A 19327-nucleotide genomic window follows, 5' to 3' on the forward strand; every position below is an offset into this window, starting at 1 on the left:
GCCACGGCCTCTGCCAGCGAGGAGCACCACCTCTTCACAGGACTTGGTTTCCGCCCGCGCTAAAACCAGTGGCGCGGTAGCCGTTGTTGTAGATGCGCTGACGACGGGGAGCCATGAGTTAACCTGCTCGGGTCCCCGACCTGCTGTGGCCCCGCAACAGCTGGCGATACCGCCAATGCAGGTCTGAACTGAACCGACTACATGGACAAAGCCTACTTTGGTGCTCTAAGGATCAGATCTTCGCCGATGAAGGGAACCGGCGCCCCGGGCGCCCGCGCAGCATAAAAGATTGCCGTGCCGGCCCCAATCGACCAAGGTACTGCTGGTTCCGGGCATTTTCTCAAGAGTCAGCCTTCGCATTCAAGGCAGGAAGCGTGCCCGTCCCTCCCGACGGCAATCTGTGACCGGTGCCGGACCAGGAAACAGGAGTAGCAGGTGAACTCGTCGTCCTTTTGCGGGATGACCTCGATGGCCAGTACCTCATCGGAGAGGTCAGCGCCGGGCAGTTCCACACCATCGGTTGTGTCAGCCTCATCCAGCGCGCTGACCACACTGCGGGCGTCCGGGGCGTTCGCGGACCGGAGGGCCTGAAGCGTGGCATTGCGCGATTCTGCAACATCGGGGCGTGCTTCGTCGTAGTCGGTGGCCACCTTGATTCTCTTTCGTTGTGCTTTCGTGGGAATGAACCGTACCTTATGGCATTTTGACGGCGAGGCCGGGCCGGTCAAGCCGACCTCGCGCCCGAGGGGCATCCGGCCCTGAAGTCAAAGGCTCCGGCAACCCGGCGAATTGACGCCCTCTTGTGATCCTATGAAGGTATACACAACCATTACTTCTACGTATTGTAGAAGATTCGGTGGAGGCCACGCACCGACGCCGAGACCTGAAAGTAGCCGATGCCTGTACACACTGCTCCGGGGAACCGAACTGTGGTTCCCCCGCCGCTGGGGCTACCCGGCATGCTGCGCTGGGCATGGACCCAGCTGACGAGCATGCGCACGGCACTGTTCCTGTTGTTGTTGCTGGCGGTAGCCGCGGTGCCGGGATCGCTGTTTCCTCAGCGGCCCGCGAACCCTGCCGTTGTGGCTCAACACATCAAGAACAACCCTGACTACGGCAGGATCCTAGACTCGCTCCAGCTTTACGATGTGTACTCCTCGGCCTGGTTCTCGTCCATCTACATCCTGCTGTTCATCTCCCTGATCGGCTGCGTTGTTCCCCGCGCCATCGCGCATTACAGGGCGGTTCGGTCCCAGCCGCCGCGAACACCCAAACGGCTGTCCCGGCTTCCCGAATACGGTACGCTCGTGCTTCCGGCGGAAGCCGGTGTCCCGGCGTCCGGCGCTATTGCGGACGCGGCGGCGGTCCTGAAGAAACGCGGGTACCGCGTAGAGATAAGGGACGACGCCGCACGGCCGTCTTTGGGGGCCGAGCGCGGCTTCCTGAAGGAAGTGGGCAACCTTGTCTTTCACTCTTCCCTGATCGGCGTCCTGGTCTGTGTCGCCATCGGGGGGATGTTCGGCCACCGGGGACAGAAGATCCTCGTCGAGGGCGACACCTTCGTGAACACCCTGGTCGGCTACGACAACTTCGCACCGGGAACCAACTTCCAGAGCACCCAACTGGACCCCTTCACCGTCACGCTGGACAACTTCGACGTCCGCTTCGACCGCGAATCAACCAAGCAGTTCGGCCAGCCGATCGACTTCACCGCCGCCCTCACCACCAGGGACGGACTGAACGCACCACCACGGCAGCAGATCCTGAAAGTCAACGAACCGGTGTACTTCGGGGAGACCGGAATGTTTCTCGTGGGCAACGGCTACGCCCCCGTGATCACGGTGAAAGACGGAAACGGGCAGACCGCGTTCAGCGGGCCCGTCGTTTCCATTCCCACCGATGCCGTCTTCACCTCCACGATCGTGGCCAAAGTTCCTGATGCCGGACCGTCCCAGCTGGGCTTTGCCGGTTTCTTCCTCCCGTCTGCGGTGAAGAACGCCGAGGGTGTCGCGTACAGCTTCGATCCGGACCCGCTGAACCCGCAGCTTAACCTGAACTCCTACTACGGCGACCTCGGCCTCGATGACGGGAAGCCGCAAAACGTCTACAACCTCGACGTACAGAAGCTGACACAGCTCAACGGACGCGGCCTCCCGGCAGGCGGAATTGTCCTGAACGCCGGGCAGACCTACACGCTGCCCGAGGGCAAAGGTTCGATCAGCTTCGATGGACTCAAACGCTACATCGGCGTGGACATCCGGACAGTTCCGGGCCAGGCCGGCGTCCTGACGTTCTCACTGCTGGCAGTCGCCGGGCTGATCACCTCCCTTTACATGAACCGCCGCCGCGTCTGGGTCCGCGCCGGCAACAATGCGGACGGGAGGACCATGGTCGAGTACGGGCTCCTGGCCCGCGGCGAAGACCACCGCCTGCCCGCCGAGGCCGCGGCCCTGCGGTCCTTGCTGGCCGGGCAATGGCGCCTCGCCCCACGGACGGATCCCAGCGGTCAGGCGGATAATGACGTGGCAGACACCCCCCGGGCACAGCCCCCAGCAGGCTTCGACCAGTCAACAGCCGCCCCTCACGAGCAAACGAAGGAAAACTAATGCCTACCCTGAACGAGACCATGGGCCAATACAGCGAACTCTTTATGCTGCTGGCCGCCGGCACGTACGCGGTGGCTTTCATCGCGTTCGCCTGGGACCTCGCCAAGAGCAGCAAAACCCTCCGCGCGGTGGATCCGAAAGCAGCCGCGGCTGCCGCGGCACCGGTCAGGATTCCGGTGGCGGCCGGACTGGGTGCCGGCGCAGCTGATCGGGCCGGCACAGATGTCAGCGGGCCCGCGGGACGGGCCGAGCGGCCGTCCTCGGCCACCGGCGGCGCGTCACACCCAGAAGAGCCAGCCGCCGGGCAGCTGGCGGACCCCGGCATGCGCTACGGCGCCGAACGCCGCGTCCCCGCCCGCGTTGCCGTGGCCCTGACTGTCCTCGGCGCGCTCATCCACGCCGCCGGCGTGATCACCCGGGCCATCGGCGCAGGCCGGGTGCCGTGGGGGAACATGTACGAATTCCTCACCACCGGAGCGTTCGTAGCCGTAGCTGTCTTCCTGGTGGTGCTGATCCGCCGCGACCTCCGCTTCCTTGGCACGTTCGTGATCGGCCTGGCCATCATCATGCTCGTGGCCGCCTCCGTGTTGTACTGGACCCCCGTGGGGCACCTTGTTCCCGCGCTGCAGAGCTACTGGCTGGTCATCCACGTCTCCATCGCTGTGCTGTCCTCGGCACTGTTCACCCTGACATTCGCCATGTCCGCACTGCAACTTGTCCAGTCTCACCGGCAGAAGACCATCGCCGCCGCAGGGGCCGACAAGCTGGGGTTCATGCGCCTGGTCCCCAACGCGTTGAGCCTGGAAAACCTCTCCTACCGCATCAACACCGTGGCGTTCGTCGGCTGGACGTTCACCCTCATGTTCGGCGCCATCTGGGCCGAGAAAGCCTGGGGCCGCTTCTGGGGCTGGGACACCAAGGAAGTCTGGACCTTCGTGATCTGGGTGGTCTACGCAGGCTACCTCCACGCCAGGGCCACCCGCGGCTGGACCGGCACCCGCGCGGCCTGGCTGTCGATCGTGGGTTACCTGTGTGTGGTCTTCAACTTCGCCATCGTGAACCAGTTCTTCAACGGCCTGCACTCCTACTCAGGGCTGTGATGACGGCAGGCTCACCGGCGGCCAACCAGATCCCCACAGCCTGGGCGTGACGGTCAGAGCGCAGTAAGTGGGGTATCGCCTTCGGGCTGCGCATCCCCGAGCCTGGGTGTGGAACGCGCAAGGCCTACCCGATCATCCTGGTCTTGTTCGCTGGTGAGCCCGATAGCAGGCCGCCGCGTACAGGGGCGCGGTAGCTGCTCAGGGCAATGGAGCACTCCGCGGGGCAGTCCGACGGCGCAGGAAAACGGCAGCCCCGCCGGCCAGCAGGCTCAGCAGGAGCAGCACCCACCCCGCAACCGTGAGCGCCGACGCGAGGGCCACGGCGCCGGCGTCGGGAACCGCGGGCGCCAGCGCCGCATCGATGGCGACGTTGCCCCACAACCGCACCACGGCAAACAGCAGCGGCAACGCCCACAAGGCCCCCCGGAGTCCCTTCTTTGCGACATTGGTGCCGATCAGCAGCAGCCAGCTTAAACCGAAGATCAAGGGGAACAGCGTGCCGGCAGTCTTGTGGACGTAGTTCAGCTGGCCGCGGGCATCGTCGTCCATGACGGCGCGCAGCTGGGCGGCATAGTCGGCAGAGAACCCGCCGATCAGCGAGTCAGGCATGGCCAGCCCGTTGGACAGTTGCGTCATCTGGTTCAGCGTCAGCAGATGCAGGTACCAGAACAGGAAGAGGCTGGCCACGACGCTGGCGATCACAATGAGGTTGCTGTTGCTCTGGGCACTCTGCGGTGTCCGTGAGGAAATCACCGGAGGCAGCCGATGCTCGGGGACCACGGCTTTGGCGCCGTGCTTCCTGATGCGCTGGGCGGGGGTCTTGGCCATGGCTCCATTATCCCGTACCTATTGCTCTGCTCTTGTTGACAAACCACATGACGGGGGCGTCGCATGGGCAATGGGTGATGATGCGCAGCGCAGGGCACGGTGGATGGCTTCCCTGGTCATGCTGATCCTGGCCGGTGCGAGCGTGGCCATCGCCCGGGTTTCCGAAGCCACCGGTGCGGTGAGGCAGTTCGCAACTACCGCCCTGATTCCCGCCATCGCCGTGCTGATCATCGTCATGGCCGGCTACCTGATCAGGGGCCGGTCCGCCGGCCAACCTATGGTCCTGACCCACCTGAAATGGAAATACCGCGTCCTGACAATCGCCGCGATAGCAGGACTGGTCAGCATGGACCGCTAGCAGGACCCATTCCGCCTTCGGTTGGGAGTTGGGCAACCATAATGAGCCAAAACCATCTATGGACCTCCTACTCCAAAGAACGCTGGTGCGAAAAAAGCGAGTACTAGCATGTCTCTTGCAACCAGGAGGTAGTCATGGCCGTAACCGCTAGCGAGGCTCGCCGAGAGCTTACCCGCCTCATCGAGCGCGTCAACCTCGACCGCACCGAGATCGAGATCGTGTCCAAGCACGGATCCACCGTTTTGATGTCGAAGGACGAGTTCGACGCTTTGGTGGAAACAAGCTACCTGCTGAGCTCCCCCGCGAACGCGCGACGCCCGATGTCCGCTTTGGAAGCCGTCCGCAAGGTCGAAAGCAGCTCCTGACGTCTTGGCGTAACCGGCATTAGTATTCCGGTGCTGGGCCCGCCCCCGAGACGGAGGCGGAGGCGGCGGCAGGAGCTCCGCCAGACGGTCGGCGAGGAAATCCCAAAGGGCGGCATCGTCGTCGTACATTTTCCGCGCAGCGGGGGTGGGCTGCAGGACCCTTCAGCGATTGTCGCGGCAACGGTTGTTGCACCCTCATTCGATGGGATGATGACTTTCATCGGTTCACGCTACCGTCGGGAGTGCCGGGTCCTCCGAGTAGATGGGCAAGCGGGGACTGATGCGCTGGCCGCGACACACGAGGATCCCGCTACCTCTCAAGGCGCCCCTGGGCCATACTTGCGAGGTATTCGTTGTATGTGTCGAGCTCTGCATCCTCGACGCGTTGTCGTTGCTTCGAGGTGCGCATCTCCCGGGTGCGCCAGCGGGAAAGGCAGACGATGAGTACCACGAATAGCGGCAGTTCTGCATAGGTCCATACCAGGGTCCCGGCGATCGCCTGATCGAGGATCGGATCATGGTCGCCGGTGGGGTTGGCGTATGCGCTGAAAAGCGGTGTCCCGGTTCGGAGCAGGATCAGGCCGAAGACGGCATGGATTTGGAGCTCGACGACGATGTCGACGAACCGCACAGCGAAGGATGGGACACGTGGCAAGGGGTCGGACGACCATAGCGGTATCGCCGAGATGACGCCGAGGACGAGGAAGATGAACAACAGGGCGTCGTGACCGAGGGGGATGCGCATGATGATGCTGATGACGTCTGTGAGATAGAGAGCTGGGTACAGCAGGATCGCGGCGACGATGGCGACCACGGGGTGTAGTGCGGCGCGCCAGAATCGTGATCGGAGTCCCGCGTGCGCGGCGCGGAGCACGAGTCGTCCGAGGCCGGTGTGCGGTGTACTGCGCAGGAGAAGACGCCCCGGCGAGCCGGCGATGAGAAGCGGCGGGACGACGGTCAACAGGGTGATCTGTTGGAACACCAGGCCCGAGACGAACTCCTCGGCCAGGCGGTTCACGCCGAACGTCGTGACGGCAAAGATCAGGACGCATCCGGTCAAGAACGATGCCGTACGGGCGATTGCCCAGCGACGGCGATGCCGCCACATCCAGATCGTCCCCCTCATGTATAGCGCCGCGAGCAGCAGGGCGGCGACGGCGATTGGCGAGCCCGCGAGGGGTTCGAACGCGACCCACTGGTCAATCGGTGGCATGGCAGGTTCCCTTCACCGAAGCGATGATACATCGTTATTCGGCCGCCGCGGTGCCGGGGACGGGGTCAGGTGCGTCTGGAGTAGGAGTGCAGGCCGGGGAAGTACACGTTGACGACGGTGAAGTTGAACACTACGGCGGCGAATCCGATGATGCACAGCCAGGCCGAGCGGTTGCCGCGCCCGCCACGTGCGGCCCGGGCGAGGATGTAAGCCGGCCTAGAGGGACGTTGCGCAACCGCTGGCGCCGCGGTGTCCTTGACTCTCGTCGAGACGTGCCCGGTCGCCCGCCGGCCCGATTCGGGACCGCCGTCGGCTGTTTCTGGTCATCCACGCGGCGCCAGCGGAAGTGTCATCTCTCGGAGTCCAGCCCTTCGTCTTGGCGGTTCATCTCGGCGATTTGGTTGGAGAACTTCACCGCATCGATCTTTCTCCGCATCTCCAGATTCCGGCCCTTCCACCGCTCATAGCCGGGGCCGCCGTATCGGCCAAGAGCGTCGCTGTCGCGGCGCTCGATCTCCTGCACACCCGCCCGGTGCTGTGGCTCTTCGCGCTCGGCTAAGCCTTCGCCCCGGCGACCGTCCCCGGCTACTTCAGCGAGCCCTGGCGCGAGGCCACCATCATCGCCGGCATCCTGATCCTGGCGTGGCTGCCCAGCATCCCGCTACCGGCCATCCTGCACCGCCCGCTGGGCGTGCCGGCCAGTGCTTCCTTCTTCGCCTACGTCACGCACTGGGTTGTTTTCCCGGACATCAGGGAAATCGACGAGGCCCTCGCCGTCGTGGCATCGCTGGCAGTCGGCGTCGCCTACTGGGCGGTCTCGGTCAGGGTCATGGGGGCCGTGGACCGCTGGCAGTCACGGCTGGCGGCGCACCTAAGGCGACGGCAGCTACGGCGACGGCGGACGGCAACCTTGGTGTGATTCCGGCCGGGAGCAGTGAGCGCGGCTGATCGATGGGTTCGCCTTCGATGCCGATACGAGGGCTGCGCAGGATATCTGCGACCGCGCTACCCTGGCCCGCGTTCGTGGACTGGGCCGTGTGCCGCGGGTCTGATCGGGCTGCAAGTCAGGTTCTGCCTCGACTACCTGAGCCTTGTTGCCGTGCCGGGACCATGGTCCGCCCTGGCACCTAGCTCTTTTCCGGCAGTGAGTCATCAAGCAACGCCCGCCGAAAACCTCGCCCGGCGTCCCTGAAGGAACGCTCGTCCGCCACAGCACGCCACAATCATCGCCGCTACCGCTACCGCTACAAGGGGCAGGAACGGGACCGTCATCCACACGCCCATCGACGCGCCCTCCACTTGAGCCCGTCCCGGGCCTTTCGTTTCCATTTCGGGTTCAGCGGCTCGGGACGGGCGGGATGCCTCGTTCGAAAAGATTGAAGATCAGGTTCGCCAGGACGGCGGGAAGGTAGGCGGCGATCAGGAATTCGTGCGGGCGGGCCAGAGCAAGAGCCCAGGTGATCGCAGCGCCGGCGACCGCGGTGATCATCAGGACACGGTATTTCCATTTCAGGTGGGTCAGTACCAGGGGCTGACCTGCTGACCGGCCCTGATCAGGTAGCCGGCCATAACCACCATCAGCACGGCGATGGCAGGGATCAGGACGCTGGTTTCGAACCGCCTCACCGGACCGGTCCCGTCCGAAGCCCGCGCAATGGCAAAGCTCACACCGGCAAGAACGACCATGACCAGGGCAGCAATCCGCCGTGCCCTGCGGTGGGTGTCGCTGCTCATATCCCATCCGACCTCTGGGCCGCAGGGTTTGTCAACGAGTGTGTCATGCGCTGTTTCGGCCCTCCGCCGGCCGGATGGGCACCACCGCAGCATTCTTCGTCTAGATTGGTCTCACGCAGATGGGAAGCCGGCGGGCTTGCGGCGTTAAAACCCCGGGGCCCGGTCACTCCGGTGCCCAAGTCCTGAGGAGAAGACATGGTGACAGGGCCGGGCGGGGCAATTGCCCAGGCTGCAGTATTCGTAGTCTTCCCCGTCGCGGCGGCCATCCTCGGCTCGGTCATGGCCGTCCTGCGTCCGCCGGGACCGAAGGCCACCAGCGCTGTCCAGCATTTCGCTGCAGGGGTCGTGCTGGCCGCACTGGCCGGCGAGGTGCTCCCGGACCTGCGGAACGAGGGGAGCCTGCCTTGGGCGGTCACCGGCTTCGCCGCCGGGACCGCGGTCATGCTGGCCCTTGGGGCTTTCGGCCGGGCACTGGAACGGAAGCAGGAATCATCGGGGACCGGGCTGCCGGTCGGCTTTCTCGTCGCGGTGGGAATCGACCTGCTCCTGGACGGCCTCCTCGTGGGACTGGGAGCGGCACTGGGTGCCCAGCAGGGCCTGATCCTGACGATTGCCCTGACCATCGAGATTCTCTTCATCGGCCTGTCCGTCACCATCACCCTGACGCGGAACGGCCTGTCGCGGATCCGCGCGGTGGCCACGACCAGCGGACTGGGGCTACTCACCGGGGTCGGGGCGCTGGGCGGGGCGGCCGCGCTGGGCGGGGCCGGACACCCGGTCCTGGCGTTCGTCCTCGCTCTCGGCGCTGCCGCCCTCCTGTACCTGGTGGTCGAGGAATTACTGACCGAAGCCCACGAGCACACCGAAACCGTGTTCCTGGGCGCGATGTTCTTCCTCGGCTTCCTCACCATCTATGTCCTGGCCGGCCTGTAGCCCCTCGGGATCTGACGTAATTTACCGGTGGCCATGGAGGTTCGACGCCTAACATCAGATCAACTGCTAATGTATTCATATGAACAGGCGGGCTTTTCATGCGGTATCCGGGACCGGGTCAGGGGACGACGAGGCGCGGGTCGATGTCCTCCGGCGTTCCTTGCCGGCGGTGGCCGACGTGGAGCGTCTGGCGGATGTGTTCCGGCTGATGGCCGACCCCGGCCGGGTCCGGATCCTCGCTGCTTTGCTTGAGGGCGGTGAGATCTGCGTGCATGACCTTGCCTCGGTGGCCGGACTCAGTGAGTCCTCGGTGAGCCAGGCGCTTCGGCTGATGCGGGCCCAGCGCGTGGTGTCGGGCCGCCGTTCGGGCAGGCACGTGTTCTACCGGCTGGATGACAGCCATGTCAGGATGCTGCTGGACCTGGCGATCACCCACGTGGGCCATTCTCCGGCGATCAGCGCACCCGTCCCGGCCGAATTCGAACCATCCACCCACCCCCAACATCAGGAGTCCTCATGAACGTTTCACCCGCCGCCCTGACCTGCCCCAAATGCGGAGCGGAAATGCGTCCCTACGAACGCAACGGCATCGTCATCGACCAGTGCCTTGGATGCCGCGGCATTTTCCTGGACCGCGGCGAGCTGGAGTCCCTGATCGACGCCGAGAGCTCCTTCTACGCCACACCGCCCGCACCGCCGGCCCCGGGCCCCGGGTTCGGCCAGCCGCAGGGCTACGGTTACGACCGGAGGGATAGCCACCACGACGGCCGCGGCTCCGGACACGGCCGCAAGCGCGGCGGGTTCCTCGGGGACCTCTTCGGCTAAACGCCCCCGACCGCAGCTCCTCGATCTACAAAATGACATCCTTGCCCCGCCCCTGAAGAACGGCAGCCATGGCCACCGACACACAACTTGACCTGAACACCGTGCTTCCGGACGCGCTGGATGAGAAGGATGCCTGCGTCCGGCGGCTGACCGCCGGCCTTCAGTCCCGGCAGGGCGTCATGGACGCCCACGTCAAAGAAGGGCAAGGGGCGGCGCAGCTGTGCGTGCATTTCGAACCCGACATCATCAGCCTGCAGCGAATCCGCGAACTGGCACTGTCCCTGGGGGCCCGGGTGGAGAGCGACTTCGGACACCTCAGCCTCGACGTGGACGGCATCTCCAGGCCCGCCCGGGCCCAGCTGCTCGAACAAAGGCTGCGCACCGCGCCCGGTGTGGCGGAGGCCCACGTCTCCGCCACCGGGTCCGTCGCGGTCGAATACCTCGCGGACCGGACCTCCGAGCAGGCAATCGTGGAGCTGCTGGAGCGGTTCGGGACACCACCGCGCACCCGCCGGCCCCGTCCCGCCGAAGCACCTCCGGCAGGTGCCGTCGAAGCGGCCCCGGCCGAGGCCGAAAAACATGAAAAACACGACCACAAGCATGAAGAGCATGCGGACCATGACCATAAGCACGGCGGGATTTTCGGAGAACGCAGCGAGCTGATCTTCGCGGTGCTCTGTGCCCTCACGCTGGCCACGGGCTTCCTGCTCGGGCTGAGCCCGGCGGTGCCGGACGCCGTTTCCACTGCCCTGTATGTCGCAGCGTATTTCTTCGGCGGCTACTACACCACCAAGGAAGCCATCCAGACGGTGATGGCCAAACGCTTCGAAATCGACTTCCTCATGCTGGTCGCGGCCGCCGGCGCCGCGGTACTCGGGGACCTGGCCGAAGGCGCCCTGCTGCTGGCCCTGTTCAGCATCGGCCACGCCCTGGAAAGCTACGCCATGGGACGGGCACGCCGGGCCATCCAGGCGCTGGCCGAACTCGCCCCGGACACCGCACTCGTCAGACGCGGCAGCGCCGAACAGGAAATCCCGGTCGAGGAACTCCGCGTCGGTGACACCGTCATTATCAAACCCAACACCCGCATCCCCTCGGACGGTTACGTCACCCTCGGCCAAAGCAGCGTGGACCAGTCGGCCGTGACCGGCGAAAGCATCCCCGTGGACAAAGCCCCGCTCGCCCCTCAGGCGCCCGGCGGCGAAAACGACATCCCCGCGGAAAGCCGAATCTACGCCGGCACCGTGAACGGATCCGGGGTTCTGGAAATCGAGGTCACCCGGCTGTCCAAGGACTCCACCCTCGCACGGGTCGTGCGGATGGTCAGCGAAGCCCAGGCCCAGACCTCCCCCACCCAGCGCTTCACCGACCGGTTCCAGCGGGTGTTCGTCCCCGCGGTCCTGACCTTGGTCGTCGTGCTGCTGTTCGCCGGCCTCGTCATTGACGAACCGTTCTCCGCCACCCTGTACCGGGCAATGGCGGTTCTCGTCGCCGCCAGCCCCTGCGCCCTGGCAATCTCGACCCCGAGCGCGGTCCTGAGCGGGCTCGCACGGGCCGCACGCGGAGGGCTGCTGATCAAGGGCGGCGGCGCCCTGGAAAACCTCGGCACCCTGCGGGCGATCGCCTTCGACAAAACCGGCACCCTCACCGAGGGCAAACCGGAAATGACCGACGTCGAACCGGCCGACGGCGTCAAGGAATCCGAACTGCTTTCCGTCGCCCTCGCCGTCGAGTCACAAAGCGACCACCCGCTGGCCGCCGCCATCGTCACCGCCGCCCGCGCCCGGCTCGACGGGACACCCTTAATCAAAGCCGGGGCGGTCACCAGCATCACCGGCCGCGGCGTCAGCGCCCTGATCGACGGTGAAGAGGTCCACATCGGCAAACAACTGCTCTTCAGCGAAATCGACGGTGCCCCGTTGACCAGGCACATCACCGAAACGACCGGCCGGCTTGAAGCCTCCGGGCGGACCACCATGGTCGTGCGCCGCGGAACCCGGTACCTGGGCGTCCTGGGCCTCATGGACACCCCCCGCACCTCCGCGGAACCCGTCGTTGCCCGGCTCCGCCAGGCCGGCATCCGCCACATGATCATGCTCTCCGGCGACAACCAGACCGTCGCGGACGCCGTCGCCGGCCAGCTCGGACTCGACGAAGCCCGCGGGGACCTGCTGCCCGAAGACAAGGTCAAGGCAGTGATCGACCTGCGCACCCGCGAACACAAGGTCGCCATGGTCGGTGACGGCGTCAACGACGCGCCCGCCATGGCCAACGCCACCGTCGGGATCGCCATGGGCGCCGCCGGCTCCGACGTTGCCATGGAAACCGCCGACGTAGCCCTCATGGGGGACGACCTGGAACGGCTCCCCTTCGCCGTGAACCTCAGCCGCCAATCCAGCCGGATCATCCGCCAGAACCTCTGGGCAAGCCTCGGCGTTGTCGCGATCCTCATTCCGGCCACCATCACCGGGACCATCGGCATCGGCCTCGCCGTCCTGATCCACGAAGGATCCACCCTGCTCGTCGTCGCCAACGCCCTCCGCCTCCTGGCCTACCGCGAACCCAAAACCACATAGCGGTCCTTCAATGTCACGGTCCGGCACAGCAGGAGTCCTGCTTTCACCGGTGATGATGGACGCGGTTTGGCTGGAGAAGAGGGCGTCGGGCCCCTCATTAGCGCCCGCTACTTCCCGTGGGGCCCGCGGCCGCAGCAAGATCCCCACAGCAGAAGACTATCGACCACGCTCCCGCGGTTTCCGCCATCGCCTTGCACGCAGGGCCGGGGTTTGCGTCCCGGCACGGGGTGCGGTGGCGCTACGTGCTCGTGGGTGTTGGGGTCGGTGTGATGCCGCACGCCTGGAGCAATGCCGTGACCGAGGCGGGCGGCACCTGGTCCCCGGCCTTGGCGATCTCCTCCAACGGAGTGATGACTTCGGCCGGGACGCCGGCGGCCCTCGCTGCAGAGAGCAGGCCTGAGAGGACCTGCTTATCCTGCGCGCTGAGCTGACCGTCCTGCAGCGGCGAGCAGATCTGGCCCCGTACCACGTCGGCGGCGGCCGTGGCTGCCTGTGAGGCGGTATCGCTGGCGATGCCTTTCGCGGCGTCCTGCACCTGGCCACAGCCGGCCATCATGAGAAGGAACGGGACACCGATCAGGGCGGCAAGACGACGCTTCATCCTCCCATCGTGTCGCGGCACCCGGGGCGCTCTATCGGCCGGCGCAGCGGACCACCGGGCATTGATCTGCTCCCGGGAACCACCTTCAGGACACTCAATTTTGCCTGTTTGGCCCGGTACTCCTGTAGCTGTCCCTACCCCACAAGCGTCGCCGCGTTCACCACGCTAAGCACCGGCGGGTCGGGGACAAACCGCCAATGCCGACCGTCCCGGCGGGTCCACTTCGCTGCGGCCCGTGCGCTGGTGTTCTTCCTGGCCTTGCGGGCAGATAGCACCGTCAATGGTTTGAGGAGGCCTGGGCAACAGTTGACTTTAGAGCCAGCCGTTCGGGTCGACAACTTCGCCGTTGACTTCCACCTCGAAGTGGAGGTGGCAGCCGGTGGAGGCGCCCGTGGTCCCGCTGAAGGCCACAACGTCCCCCCGGGACACTGTCTGTCCCTGGGTCACGTTGAAGGAAGACAGGTGATTGTATGTGGTTTTCAGACCATTGCCGTGATCCACGACCACGCGGTTCCCTCCGCCATACGGGTGCCAACCCGCGAAGGTGACTGTGCCTGTAGCAGCGGCCGCGACGGAAGTGCCGCACTGCGCCACGAGGTCCTGGCCCCGATGGAAATCCCCTGAACCGGCCGTGATGGGACTGACCCGGTACCCGAAAGGCGAAACCGTGGTCATCGCAGCCAATGGAGCGACAAGAGTTCCGGCGGAGGCTGCGCGGGTGATGGAACCGGCCGATTGGGCACTGAGTAGCTGTTTCAGCTTGCGGTCCGGGTCCGCCTGTGTGCCAACGGCGGAGCGGCTGAAGCTTATCTCGGCGCCGGCGGCGGCGGAAATTTCAGGCTGGGCGTCGGCAAAAACGGCGGACGCGCCCTGGCCAGGTTGTTGCGATGCCATCACCGGGCCGGTCACCGGAACGCTCACGGTGAGTACCAGGCCCGTGGCTGCCAACGCGATGCCGGCCTTCTGGCCCATGCCACTGGCACCGGCGAAATCAGTGATCTGGCGGAAGGGCCCCCGGCGGCGGCGTGCTTCCCTGTGCGGATCGCGGGGCCTGGCCGCGGTAAACGCCTCGATCGTCCGGAGCGCCGGAACGGGGCCTGTCGCGCGGCGACGGCCCCTGGGGTATTGCGTGGCCAAGTTTTCCTCTCTGGATAGCCTGCGAAGTTAGCTGTCGGATTCGGGTCAGAGAGTTCAAAGACCCGGTCCGCCGTAACAAGCACCCTGCGCAAAGATGTCCATGAGGAACGTTGCTCGAAGAGGGCTTGCTGCTGACGGACTTCACCCCAAGGCAGTCCCGAGACTGCCGATTGTGGTTCCTCCGCCTCTGCCAGTTGATGACTCGTGCACCTGATCCGCTGGCAGAGCTCGGCTCCGGATCAGGTAACGCTTTGGTATCGATGCTTGAACTCAAATACTAGTCGACAAATCCGACGGTAATAAATCCGTTATCTTCCGGAACGGCACGTCACTGCGCCCGGTGGGAAGAGCATCTGGCGCGAACGATGCGCCGCGGACTACGCCGAAGGGTTGGCTCAGGCACGGAAGCGACCTTGGAGTAATCGAGTGGTCGTTCGGGATGGGTTGAGTGCATCCTGTCGTCCGTGACAATCAATCCCGATGTTGCGAACGCCGTCATTCGGAACTGGGATCCATGGTCTGTCGACGCCGGATCTGTTGCTTGGAACAGTTGTCAAATGTAGGACAGTGTGCTGCTTCTTCCCGTGTCGAAGAATGTTGAAGCGATCTATAAGTTCTCGGAGTGGCAGCTCACTCCGATCAGGTCGACCCAGCTGGCGGCCCGTCTCAAGGTCGCCAACCCGTCGGCCTCGGCATAGTCAGAAAGCTGCAGGACAGCGGGCTGGTAATCCACAAGCCCTCCGGGGACATTGAGCGAACCCAGGGCTAGGTCGTTTCTCCCTATTGACGCAGCCAGATAACGACGACGCACGACGACTCCAGCACGGTAGGTGAGAGCGAGTCGTAGAGGGTTGCGATTGCTCGACATTGCTTGAAGAGGCTGAAGGACCGTTCGACGCTGTTGCGGCCTTTGTAGGCCTGGGAGTCGAAGTGCACGGGTCAGCCGCCGCGGGAGCCGCGACGCTTTCGGTGCCCGATCTGACCCGAAGGCTCCGGGATCACAGCTTTGATGCGTCGGGTCCGCAGCAGAGTCAGGTTCGCGCGGGACGAGTACGCATACCGCGTGCATAAGAGCAGGGAACATCGGCGAGTCTACGCCTGGCCGGTGCCAGAATCGCCAGGGGTCGACCTTTCCCGTCACAGGCACGATGGATCCTAGTACTCAGGCCTCCGCGGGAACGCCCGATGGCGTGGTCCAGTGGTTCTTCAAACAGTTTCTTGTAATTCGGAAGTTCCCCCCTGTGGCACGGGGGAAGGTTCGTCCCGTGTTGGTTGGGCCCGATCAATGGTCGAGGCGACAGGGACGGTCCAATCGATCAGCCCTGCGGCGTCGGCCTCCGCCAGGACTCGGCTGAAAATCCGGTCCCAGATTCCGTCCGCGGCGAAACGGCGATGCCGCTTCCAGACCGTCTGCCATGGGCCGAACTCCGCGGGCAGGTCCCGCCACGCGATCCCACCCCGGTATCGGTAGATAATTCCTTCGACGACCTGGCGGTGGCCCCGGAACGGCCGCCCTCTCCGCCCCTCCGAGCTGGGAAGTAGAGGCTCGATCCGGGACAACTGATCATCACTTAGGGAGAGCTGTTCGTGACACCCTCAAAGGATTCCAGCCACCGGCCCGCGTATTTAGGAGACACGCCCTAGTGCCGCTGGGCTGACAGGGCCGCGATCAGCTGGTCGGGGTGCCGGGTGGACGCCAGCCAGTACGGGGTCCGGTCGGAGGGATCGGTGATCTCGATCCGGACCACCGGATCCACCCAGCCACGGATGCACAGAAACGCCAGGCCATTGAGACGGGTGCCGCGTTCCGCCGTCGCTTCGGCGCGGCGGAACGCCGTCGTGGTGCCGACGAAGCTCCGTTCGATCGTGGCCCGGCCCACACGCAGCGTTGACCCGGTCACCTGGATTGTCGGGGTGGAGCGGACCAGCACTACGAAAATGATGGCGAACAGCACAATAGCTCCGGTGATCCCGGCCGCGATGCTGATGGGCGCCAGAATCAGGATTCCGGCGCTAGAGAAGCCCGCGGAGACCAGCCAGATCCAGAAGTTCGGCCAGAGCTTCTCGGTGTAAAGAACGCTGGCGTCACCGGGTGCGCTCTTTTGGGCAGGCGCAGCTCCACTGGATTCAGGCATACAGCCAGCTTTCCACTTTTCCCGGGCTATTTCATCTTGGCGGCGGCCGTGGCGCCCCGTGCGCCACCGGCCCCGCGCCCGGGGCCGGGGTTACGTCCATTAGCGTGGTGTAAAGGCCCCGGTCACCTACACCTTTACCGCCCAACCCACCCAATAGAGGACAACCCCAAGCTGGTGCCCCTCGCGAACTCAATGACGGGTCCGTGAGCGTGAGTCCCCGCCGTCCAGGACCAATGCGCACAAAATCTAACGCTTAGTCATTGTTGGCGTCCGGTAACGATCGTTCGCAATACACTCAAAGTCGAGTTCGAAGAAGGGCGGAAGCACGGAGCCTCATTTGTAATGCTTCGCGTGTACCCTCCTATGTAACGTCCAGCCGGGTTACTGATACATCTTTGGGGACGCGTATCGGATATGTGCGGGTCTCCACCCATGACCAGCACCCCGAAGCCCAGCACGACGCCCTAACAGCGGCCGGCTGTGAGCTTGTTGCAGGCTTCGTCTTGTTCGGAACCTGCCCGGCATGCCCGGAGGCAGCCGGCCCAGACTTCTGGTTGTCCGGCGTCGCCCGAGCAAAGATGCGTTCGGCCGGACCCGAATTTCCACGGCCGGCCGCAGACCAGCATGGCCGGCCTCCCGTGGCAGGAGCTCGTTATTCGTTGACGAGGACGGGCACGCCGACCGCTGCGGAGACGGCCGCGCCCTGGTATTGGGCGGGAACGGAGATGGCGAACTCCTGGTGTCCTTCGGGGGCGTCGGGGTGCGTTTCTTCGCTTCCGCGGTGGTGGACGAAGCGTGCTGTGCCTAGCAGGCTGCCTCTGTCATCGTAGAAGCCGGCCAGAACCTGGAGGTCGAGAAGGTCGCTGAGGGTGCCGGTTGTCCTGACGGTGCCGCTGACCGCGGAACCGTTGAAGGCCAGGCCTTCGAGCACGAACCTGTCATCGAGCGGTCCAGGAATCTGTACGACCTGGCCTGTCCCCGGCCCCGGGGCGTGAAGACCCGGCAGGTCCGGCTCGCCGCCGGCCGCCGCCAACCCGGGAAAGCTGGTCCTGGCTGCCGCGGATACCGGGCCGGGGACGGTTACCGCCTGTCCGGAGGGTTGCTGTGCTGTGATGAGGACGAACGTGGTCAAGGCCAAAGCTGTGATGAGCAGGCCGGCAGGCAGAATGAATCGGCGGCGGAGCATAGTTTTTAGTCTCATTCTCCGGGGGTCCGGGAGGATTCCCGGACCCCCGAGGGTGCTGGTCAGGTCAGCGCGGGACGCGCAGGGCGTTGCCCACGATGTCGAACAGGTCGGTGTTGTCCACGCTGCCCTGGAGCTGGCCGGACCCTGGGCCGTAGGCGTAGACGGGAACGTCGGCTCCGGTGTGGTTGCCGGACATGTAGGTCAGCCACAGGCTGGCTTCCTTGGAGCCGTCCTTGACCTCGGCCGGATCGTTCGGGGTGCGGAAGGTGGCCGGGGCGAAGTTGCGCGGGTCCGCTGCGCCGATGCCGTTGATGATGCCGGTGGAGCGGGCCGGGTCCTTGACGTTCCCGCCGGACCGTGACGGGGTGGAGTTGTTCGCGGTGTTGCCGCTGTCCACATTTGCCGGGGGCGCGGCTGCTTCGGCGTTGGTGAAGGAGCCCTTTTCGATGATGTTGAAACCGGCGGTTTCGTGGTCTGCGGTCACGATCACCAGGGTGTTGCCGTCCTTCTTGGCGAAGTCCAGCGCGGCAGCCACGGAGTCGTCGAAGGCCTTGATTTCCTCCAGGGCCTGGGCGGCGTCGTTGGCGTGGGAGCGCTTGTCGATCAGTGCGCCTTCGACCTGCAGGTAGAAGCCGTTGCCGTTGGCGCCCTGTTTTTTGTCCAGCAGTTCAATGGCCTTCCTGGTCATTTCCGGGAGGGCGGGTTCCTGTGCCTGGGGAGCGGACGGGTTGTCCTGCTTGGTTTTTTCCACGGTGAGGTTGCCCTTGTTGAACAGGGCGAAGACCTTATCCCCGGACGCTGCGTTCAGGTCGGTGCGGGTGGCAGGAATCTGGCTTGCTGCCGAACCCAGCACCGAGTAGCCCTGCTCCTTCAACGCGGTTTCGTCAGCGGCGTCGAAGCGTCCCAGTCCGCCACCGAAGATGACATCGGCGGTGCCGTTGCGGGCGATCTGATCGGCGATCGGGGTAACCCGGGCGTCACTGGTGGGCAGGGCCGCCCCGGTGAGGGCGGTGTCCTGGCAAGCCGCCGCGGAGTAGACCGGGCCCTGGCAGCCGCGGGCCAGGGCGTGGCTCATCTGGCTGGCGGGGGTGGCGTCGGTGATTTCGGCTGTCGAGACGTTCCCGGTGCGGTAGCCGGCCTTTTTGGCCAGTTCCATCGCGGTCGGCACGACGGTGCCCCTGGCGTCCACGCCCAGGGCGGCGTTGTAGGTCTTCACACCGGAAGCCCAGGCGGTGGCCGCTGATGCGGAGTCGGTGACGGCGTAGGGTGTGAACCCCGCTTCGCCGGGCTGGCCGGAGTTCTTCTCCACGGCGTAGGTGCTGACGTAGCCCTGGGCCGGGAGTGTCTCCATGACCAGTTTGCCCCCGGCCCCGTAGAAGCGTTCCCGGGCGGCGGTGACGTGGGTGCGGCCCATGCCGTCACCGACGAGATAGATAACATTCTTGGTTCGGCCGTTGTTGCCGTCCGGGGCTGCCGTGGCGGGGCCGGCAGGGCCGGCCAGTACCGTGACGGACACGGCGGCGGCCAGGATGGCGCCGGCGGAGCCAAGCAAAGGAAGAGTGCGTCGCATCAGGTGTCTCCAGGAAGAGGTACGAATGTGTGGTGGCGTCCGAAGACGCCACACGGATCCTAGGAGCGAACGGCGGCCCAGGTGCGACCTTTAGCTGGCCCTCACATGACCGCAGGGTGAACAGCCCGGAAACGGCTCGTGGTGTCCGCCGGGAACCGCG

Annotated in this window: 20 protein-coding genes, 2 pseudogenes and 1 riboswitch; of the genes and pseudogenes, 9 read left to right on the forward strand and 13 right to left on the reverse strand. The window is 65.3% G+C overall.

The features are described 5' to 3' along the window. Positions 1-347 precede the first annotated feature (347 nt). A complete protein-coding gene (locus ACFVWT_RS18860; protein ID WP_390250492.1) occupies positions 348-650 on the reverse strand; it encodes a DUF4193 domain-containing protein in 303 nt (100 codons plus the stop codon). 246 nt (positions 651-896) lie between these two features. On the opposite strand from ACFVWT_RS18860, the gene ACFVWT_RS18865 reads away from it, so the two are divergent. Beyond that, the gene (locus ACFVWT_RS18865) at positions 897-2606 is read left to right on the forward strand and encodes a cytochrome c biogenesis protein ResB (protein ID WP_390250494.1); all 1710 of its coding nucleotides are present in this window, start codon (positions 897-899) and stop codon (positions 2604-2606) included. Further along, positions 2606-3706 (forward strand): c-type cytochrome biogenesis protein CcsB, encoded by a 1101-nt coding sequence (gene ccsB, locus ACFVWT_RS18870; RefSeq protein ID WP_390250496.1) that lies wholly within the window; start codon positions 2606-2608, stop codon positions 3704-3706. Before ACFVWT_RS18865 ends, ccsB begins: the two co-directional genes overlap by 1 nt. Positions 3707-3904: 198 nt before the next feature. On the opposite strand, the gene ACFVWT_RS18875 is transcribed toward ccsB, so the two are convergent. After that, on the reverse strand, positions 3905-4534 hold the full coding sequence (locus tag ACFVWT_RS18875) for a hypothetical protein (protein WP_390250498.1): 630 nt from the start codon (positions 4532-4534) through the stop codon (positions 3905-3907). 103 nt (positions 4535-4637) lie between these two features. On the opposite strand from ACFVWT_RS18875, the gene ACFVWT_RS18880 reads away from it, so the two are divergent. Both ACFVWT_RS18880 and ACFVWT_RS18885 read left to right on the forward strand, forming a co-directional pair. After that, the gene (locus ACFVWT_RS18880) at positions 4638-4892 is read left to right on the forward strand and encodes a hypothetical protein (RefSeq protein ID WP_390250500.1); all 255 of its coding nucleotides are present in this window, start codon (positions 4638-4640) and stop codon (positions 4890-4892) included. A gap of 134 nt (positions 4893-5026) precedes the next feature. After that, entirely contained in the window at positions 5027-5257 is a 231-nt protein-coding gene (locus ACFVWT_RS18885) for a type II toxin-antitoxin system Phd/YefM family antitoxin (RefSeq protein WP_390250502.1), read from the forward strand. Between the two features lie 310 nt (positions 5258-5567). On the opposite strand, the gene ACFVWT_RS18890 is transcribed toward ACFVWT_RS18885, so the two are convergent. The 3 genes and pseudogenes from ACFVWT_RS18890 to ACFVWT_RS18900 all read right to left on the reverse strand — a co-directional run bounded on the left by ACFVWT_RS18890 (position 5568) and on the right by ACFVWT_RS18900 (position 6993). Beyond that, positions 5568-6470 (reverse strand): cytochrome c oxidase assembly protein, encoded by a 903-nt coding sequence (locus ACFVWT_RS18890; protein ID WP_390250504.1) that lies wholly within the window; start codon positions 6468-6470, stop codon positions 5568-5570. Positions 6471-6535: 65 nt separating this feature from the next. Then, positions 6536-6679, reverse strand: a pseudogene (locus ACFVWT_RS18895) (c-type cytochrome biogenesis protein CcsB); the annotation flags it as partial. 140 nt (positions 6680-6819) lie between these two features. Beyond that, entirely contained in the window at positions 6820-6993 is a 174-nt protein-coding gene (locus ACFVWT_RS18900; protein ID WP_390250506.1) for a hypothetical protein, read from the reverse strand. Between the two features lie 168 nt (positions 6994-7161). Between ACFVWT_RS18900 and ACFVWT_RS18905 the strand changes: the two genes are divergently transcribed. After that, positions 7162-7389 (forward strand): hypothetical protein, encoded by a 228-nt coding sequence (locus tag ACFVWT_RS18905; RefSeq protein ID WP_390250508.1) that lies wholly within the window; start codon positions 7162-7164, stop codon positions 7387-7389. 417 nt (positions 7390-7806) lie between these two features. On the opposite strand, the gene ACFVWT_RS18910 is transcribed toward ACFVWT_RS18905, so the two are convergent. Continuing rightward, positions 7807-7959, reverse strand: coding sequence for a hypothetical protein (locus tag ACFVWT_RS18910; RefSeq protein ID WP_390250510.1), 153 nt, complete (start codon positions 7957-7959; stop codon positions 7807-7809). Positions 7960-7988: 29 nt separating this feature from the next. After that, complete coding sequence (locus ACFVWT_RS18915) at positions 7989-8204, reverse strand: hypothetical protein (protein ID WP_390250512.1); 216 nt, start codon at positions 8202-8204, stop codon at positions 7989-7991. A gap of 195 nt (positions 8205-8399) precedes the next feature. Between ACFVWT_RS18915 and ACFVWT_RS18920 the strand changes: the two genes are divergently transcribed. From ACFVWT_RS18920 to ACFVWT_RS18935, 4 genes are all read left to right on the forward strand, one after another. Then, complete coding sequence (locus ACFVWT_RS18920) at positions 8400-9137, forward strand: ZIP family metal transporter (RefSeq protein WP_390250514.1); 738 nt, start codon at positions 8400-8402, stop codon at positions 9135-9137. A gap of 79 nt (positions 9138-9216) precedes the next feature. Beyond that, positions 9217-9657: an ArsR/SmtB family transcription factor gene (locus ACFVWT_RS18925; RefSeq protein WP_390250516.1), complete on the forward strand. Its 441-nt coding sequence runs from the start codon at positions 9217-9219 to the stop codon at positions 9655-9657. Next, complete coding sequence (locus ACFVWT_RS18930; protein ID WP_390250518.1) at positions 9654-9962, forward strand: zf-TFIIB domain-containing protein; 309 nt, start codon at positions 9654-9656, stop codon at positions 9960-9962. Before ACFVWT_RS18925 ends, ACFVWT_RS18930 begins: the two co-directional genes overlap by 4 nt. 68 nt (positions 9963-10030) lie before the next feature. Then, a complete protein-coding gene (locus ACFVWT_RS18935) occupies positions 10031-12538 on the forward strand; it encodes a heavy metal translocating P-type ATPase (protein WP_390250520.1) in 2508 nt (835 codons plus the stop codon). A gap of 238 nt (positions 12539-12776) precedes the next feature. Here ACFVWT_RS18935 and ACFVWT_RS18940 read toward each other — a convergent pair whose 3' ends face one another. From ACFVWT_RS18940 to ACFVWT_RS18965, 6 genes and pseudogenes are all read right to left on the reverse strand, one after another. Next, positions 12777-13139: a hypothetical protein gene (locus tag ACFVWT_RS18940; RefSeq protein ID WP_390250522.1), complete on the reverse strand. Its 363-nt coding sequence runs from the start codon at positions 13137-13139 to the stop codon at positions 12777-12779. A 312-nt stretch (positions 13140-13451) separates the two neighbouring features. Continuing rightward, positions 13452-14276: a M23 family metallopeptidase gene (locus ACFVWT_RS18945; protein WP_390250524.1), complete on the reverse strand. Its 825-nt coding sequence runs from the start codon at positions 14274-14276 to the stop codon at positions 13452-13454. Position 14277: 1 nt separating this feature from the next. Next, a riboswitch (cyclic di-AMP (ydaO/yuaA leader) is annotated at positions 14278-14520 on the reverse strand. A 536-nt stretch (positions 14521-15056) separates the two neighbouring features. Further along, a pseudogene (locus ACFVWT_RS18950) lies at positions 15057-15851 on the reverse strand (IS5 family transposase); the annotation flags it as partial. A gap of 65 nt (positions 15852-15916) precedes the next feature. Continuing rightward, the gene (locus ACFVWT_RS18955) at positions 15917-16411 is read right to left on the reverse strand and encodes a DUF3093 domain-containing protein (protein WP_390250526.1); all 495 of its coding nucleotides are present in this window, start codon (positions 16409-16411) and stop codon (positions 15917-15919) included. Positions 16412-17063: 652 nt separating this feature from the next. Next, complete coding sequence (locus ACFVWT_RS18960; protein WP_390250528.1) at positions 17064-17597, reverse strand: hypothetical protein; 534 nt, start codon at positions 17595-17597, stop codon at positions 17064-17066. A gap of 64 nt (positions 17598-17661) precedes the next feature. Further along, on the reverse strand, positions 17662-19167 hold the full coding sequence (locus tag ACFVWT_RS18965; protein ID WP_390250530.1) for an alkaline phosphatase: 1506 nt from the start codon (positions 19165-19167) through the stop codon (positions 17662-17664). Positions 19168-19327: the final 160 nt, after the last annotated feature.

The organism is Arthrobacter sp. NPDC058288, from assembly GCF_042880995.1.
Lineage (GTDB): Bacteria > Actinomycetota > Actinomycetes > Actinomycetales > Micrococcaceae > Arthrobacter.

Coding starts and splice junctions, on each gene's coding strand:
- ACFVWT_RS18865 (WP_390250494.1), top strand. CDS start 897: ATGCCTGTACACACTGCTCCGGGGAACCGAACTGTGGTTCCCCCGCCG.
- ccsB (WP_390250496.1), top strand. CDS start 2,606: ATGCCTACCCTGAACGAGACCATGGGCCAATACAGCGAACTCTTTATG.
- ACFVWT_RS18875 (WP_390250498.1), bottom strand. CDS start 4,534: ATGGCCAAGACCCCCGCCCAGCGCATCAGGAAGCACGGCGCCAAAGCC.
- ACFVWT_RS18880 (WP_390250500.1), top strand. CDS start 4,638: ATGGCTTCCCTGGTCATGCTGATCCTGGCCGGTGCGAGCGTGGCCATC.
- ACFVWT_RS18885 (WP_390250502.1), top strand. CDS start 5,027: ATGGCCGTAACCGCTAGCGAGGCTCGCCGAGAGCTTACCCGCCTCATC.
- ACFVWT_RS18890 (WP_390250504.1), bottom strand. CDS start 6,470: ATGCCACCGATTGACCAGTGGGTCGCGTTCGAACCCCTCGCGGGCTCG.
- ACFVWT_RS18910 (WP_390250510.1), bottom strand. CDS start 7,959: ATGATCACCGCGGTCGCCGGCGCTGCGATCACCTGGGCTCTTGCTCTG.
- ACFVWT_RS18915 (WP_390250512.1), bottom strand. CDS start 8,204: ATGAGCAGCGACACCCACCGCAGGGCACGGCGGATTGCTGCCCTGGTC.
- ACFVWT_RS18920 (WP_390250514.1), top strand. CDS start 8,400: ATGGTGACAGGGCCGGGCGGGGCAATTGCCCAGGCTGCAGTATTCGTA.
- ACFVWT_RS18925 (WP_390250516.1), top strand. CDS start 9,217: ATGAACAGGCGGGCTTTTCATGCGGTATCCGGGACCGGGTCAGGGGAC.
- ACFVWT_RS18930 (WP_390250518.1), top strand. CDS start 9,654: ATGAACGTTTCACCCGCCGCCCTGACCTGCCCCAAATGCGGAGCGGAA.
- ACFVWT_RS18935 (WP_390250520.1), top strand. CDS start 10,031: ATGGCCACCGACACACAACTTGACCTGAACACCGTGCTTCCGGACGCG.
- ACFVWT_RS18940 (WP_390250522.1), bottom strand. CDS start 13,139: ATGAAGCGTCGTCTTGCCGCCCTGATCGGTGTCCCGTTCCTTCTCATG.
- ACFVWT_RS18955 (WP_390250526.1), bottom strand. CDS start 16,411: ATGCCTGAATCCAGTGGAGCTGCGCCTGCCCAAAAGAGCGCACCCGGT.
- ACFVWT_RS18960 (WP_390250528.1), bottom strand. CDS start 17,597: ATGCTCCGCCGCCGATTCATTCTGCCTGCCGGCCTGCTCATCACAGCT.
- ACFVWT_RS18965 (WP_390250530.1), bottom strand. CDS start 19,167: ATGCGACGCACTCTTCCTTTGCTTGGCTCCGCCGGCGCCATCCTGGCC.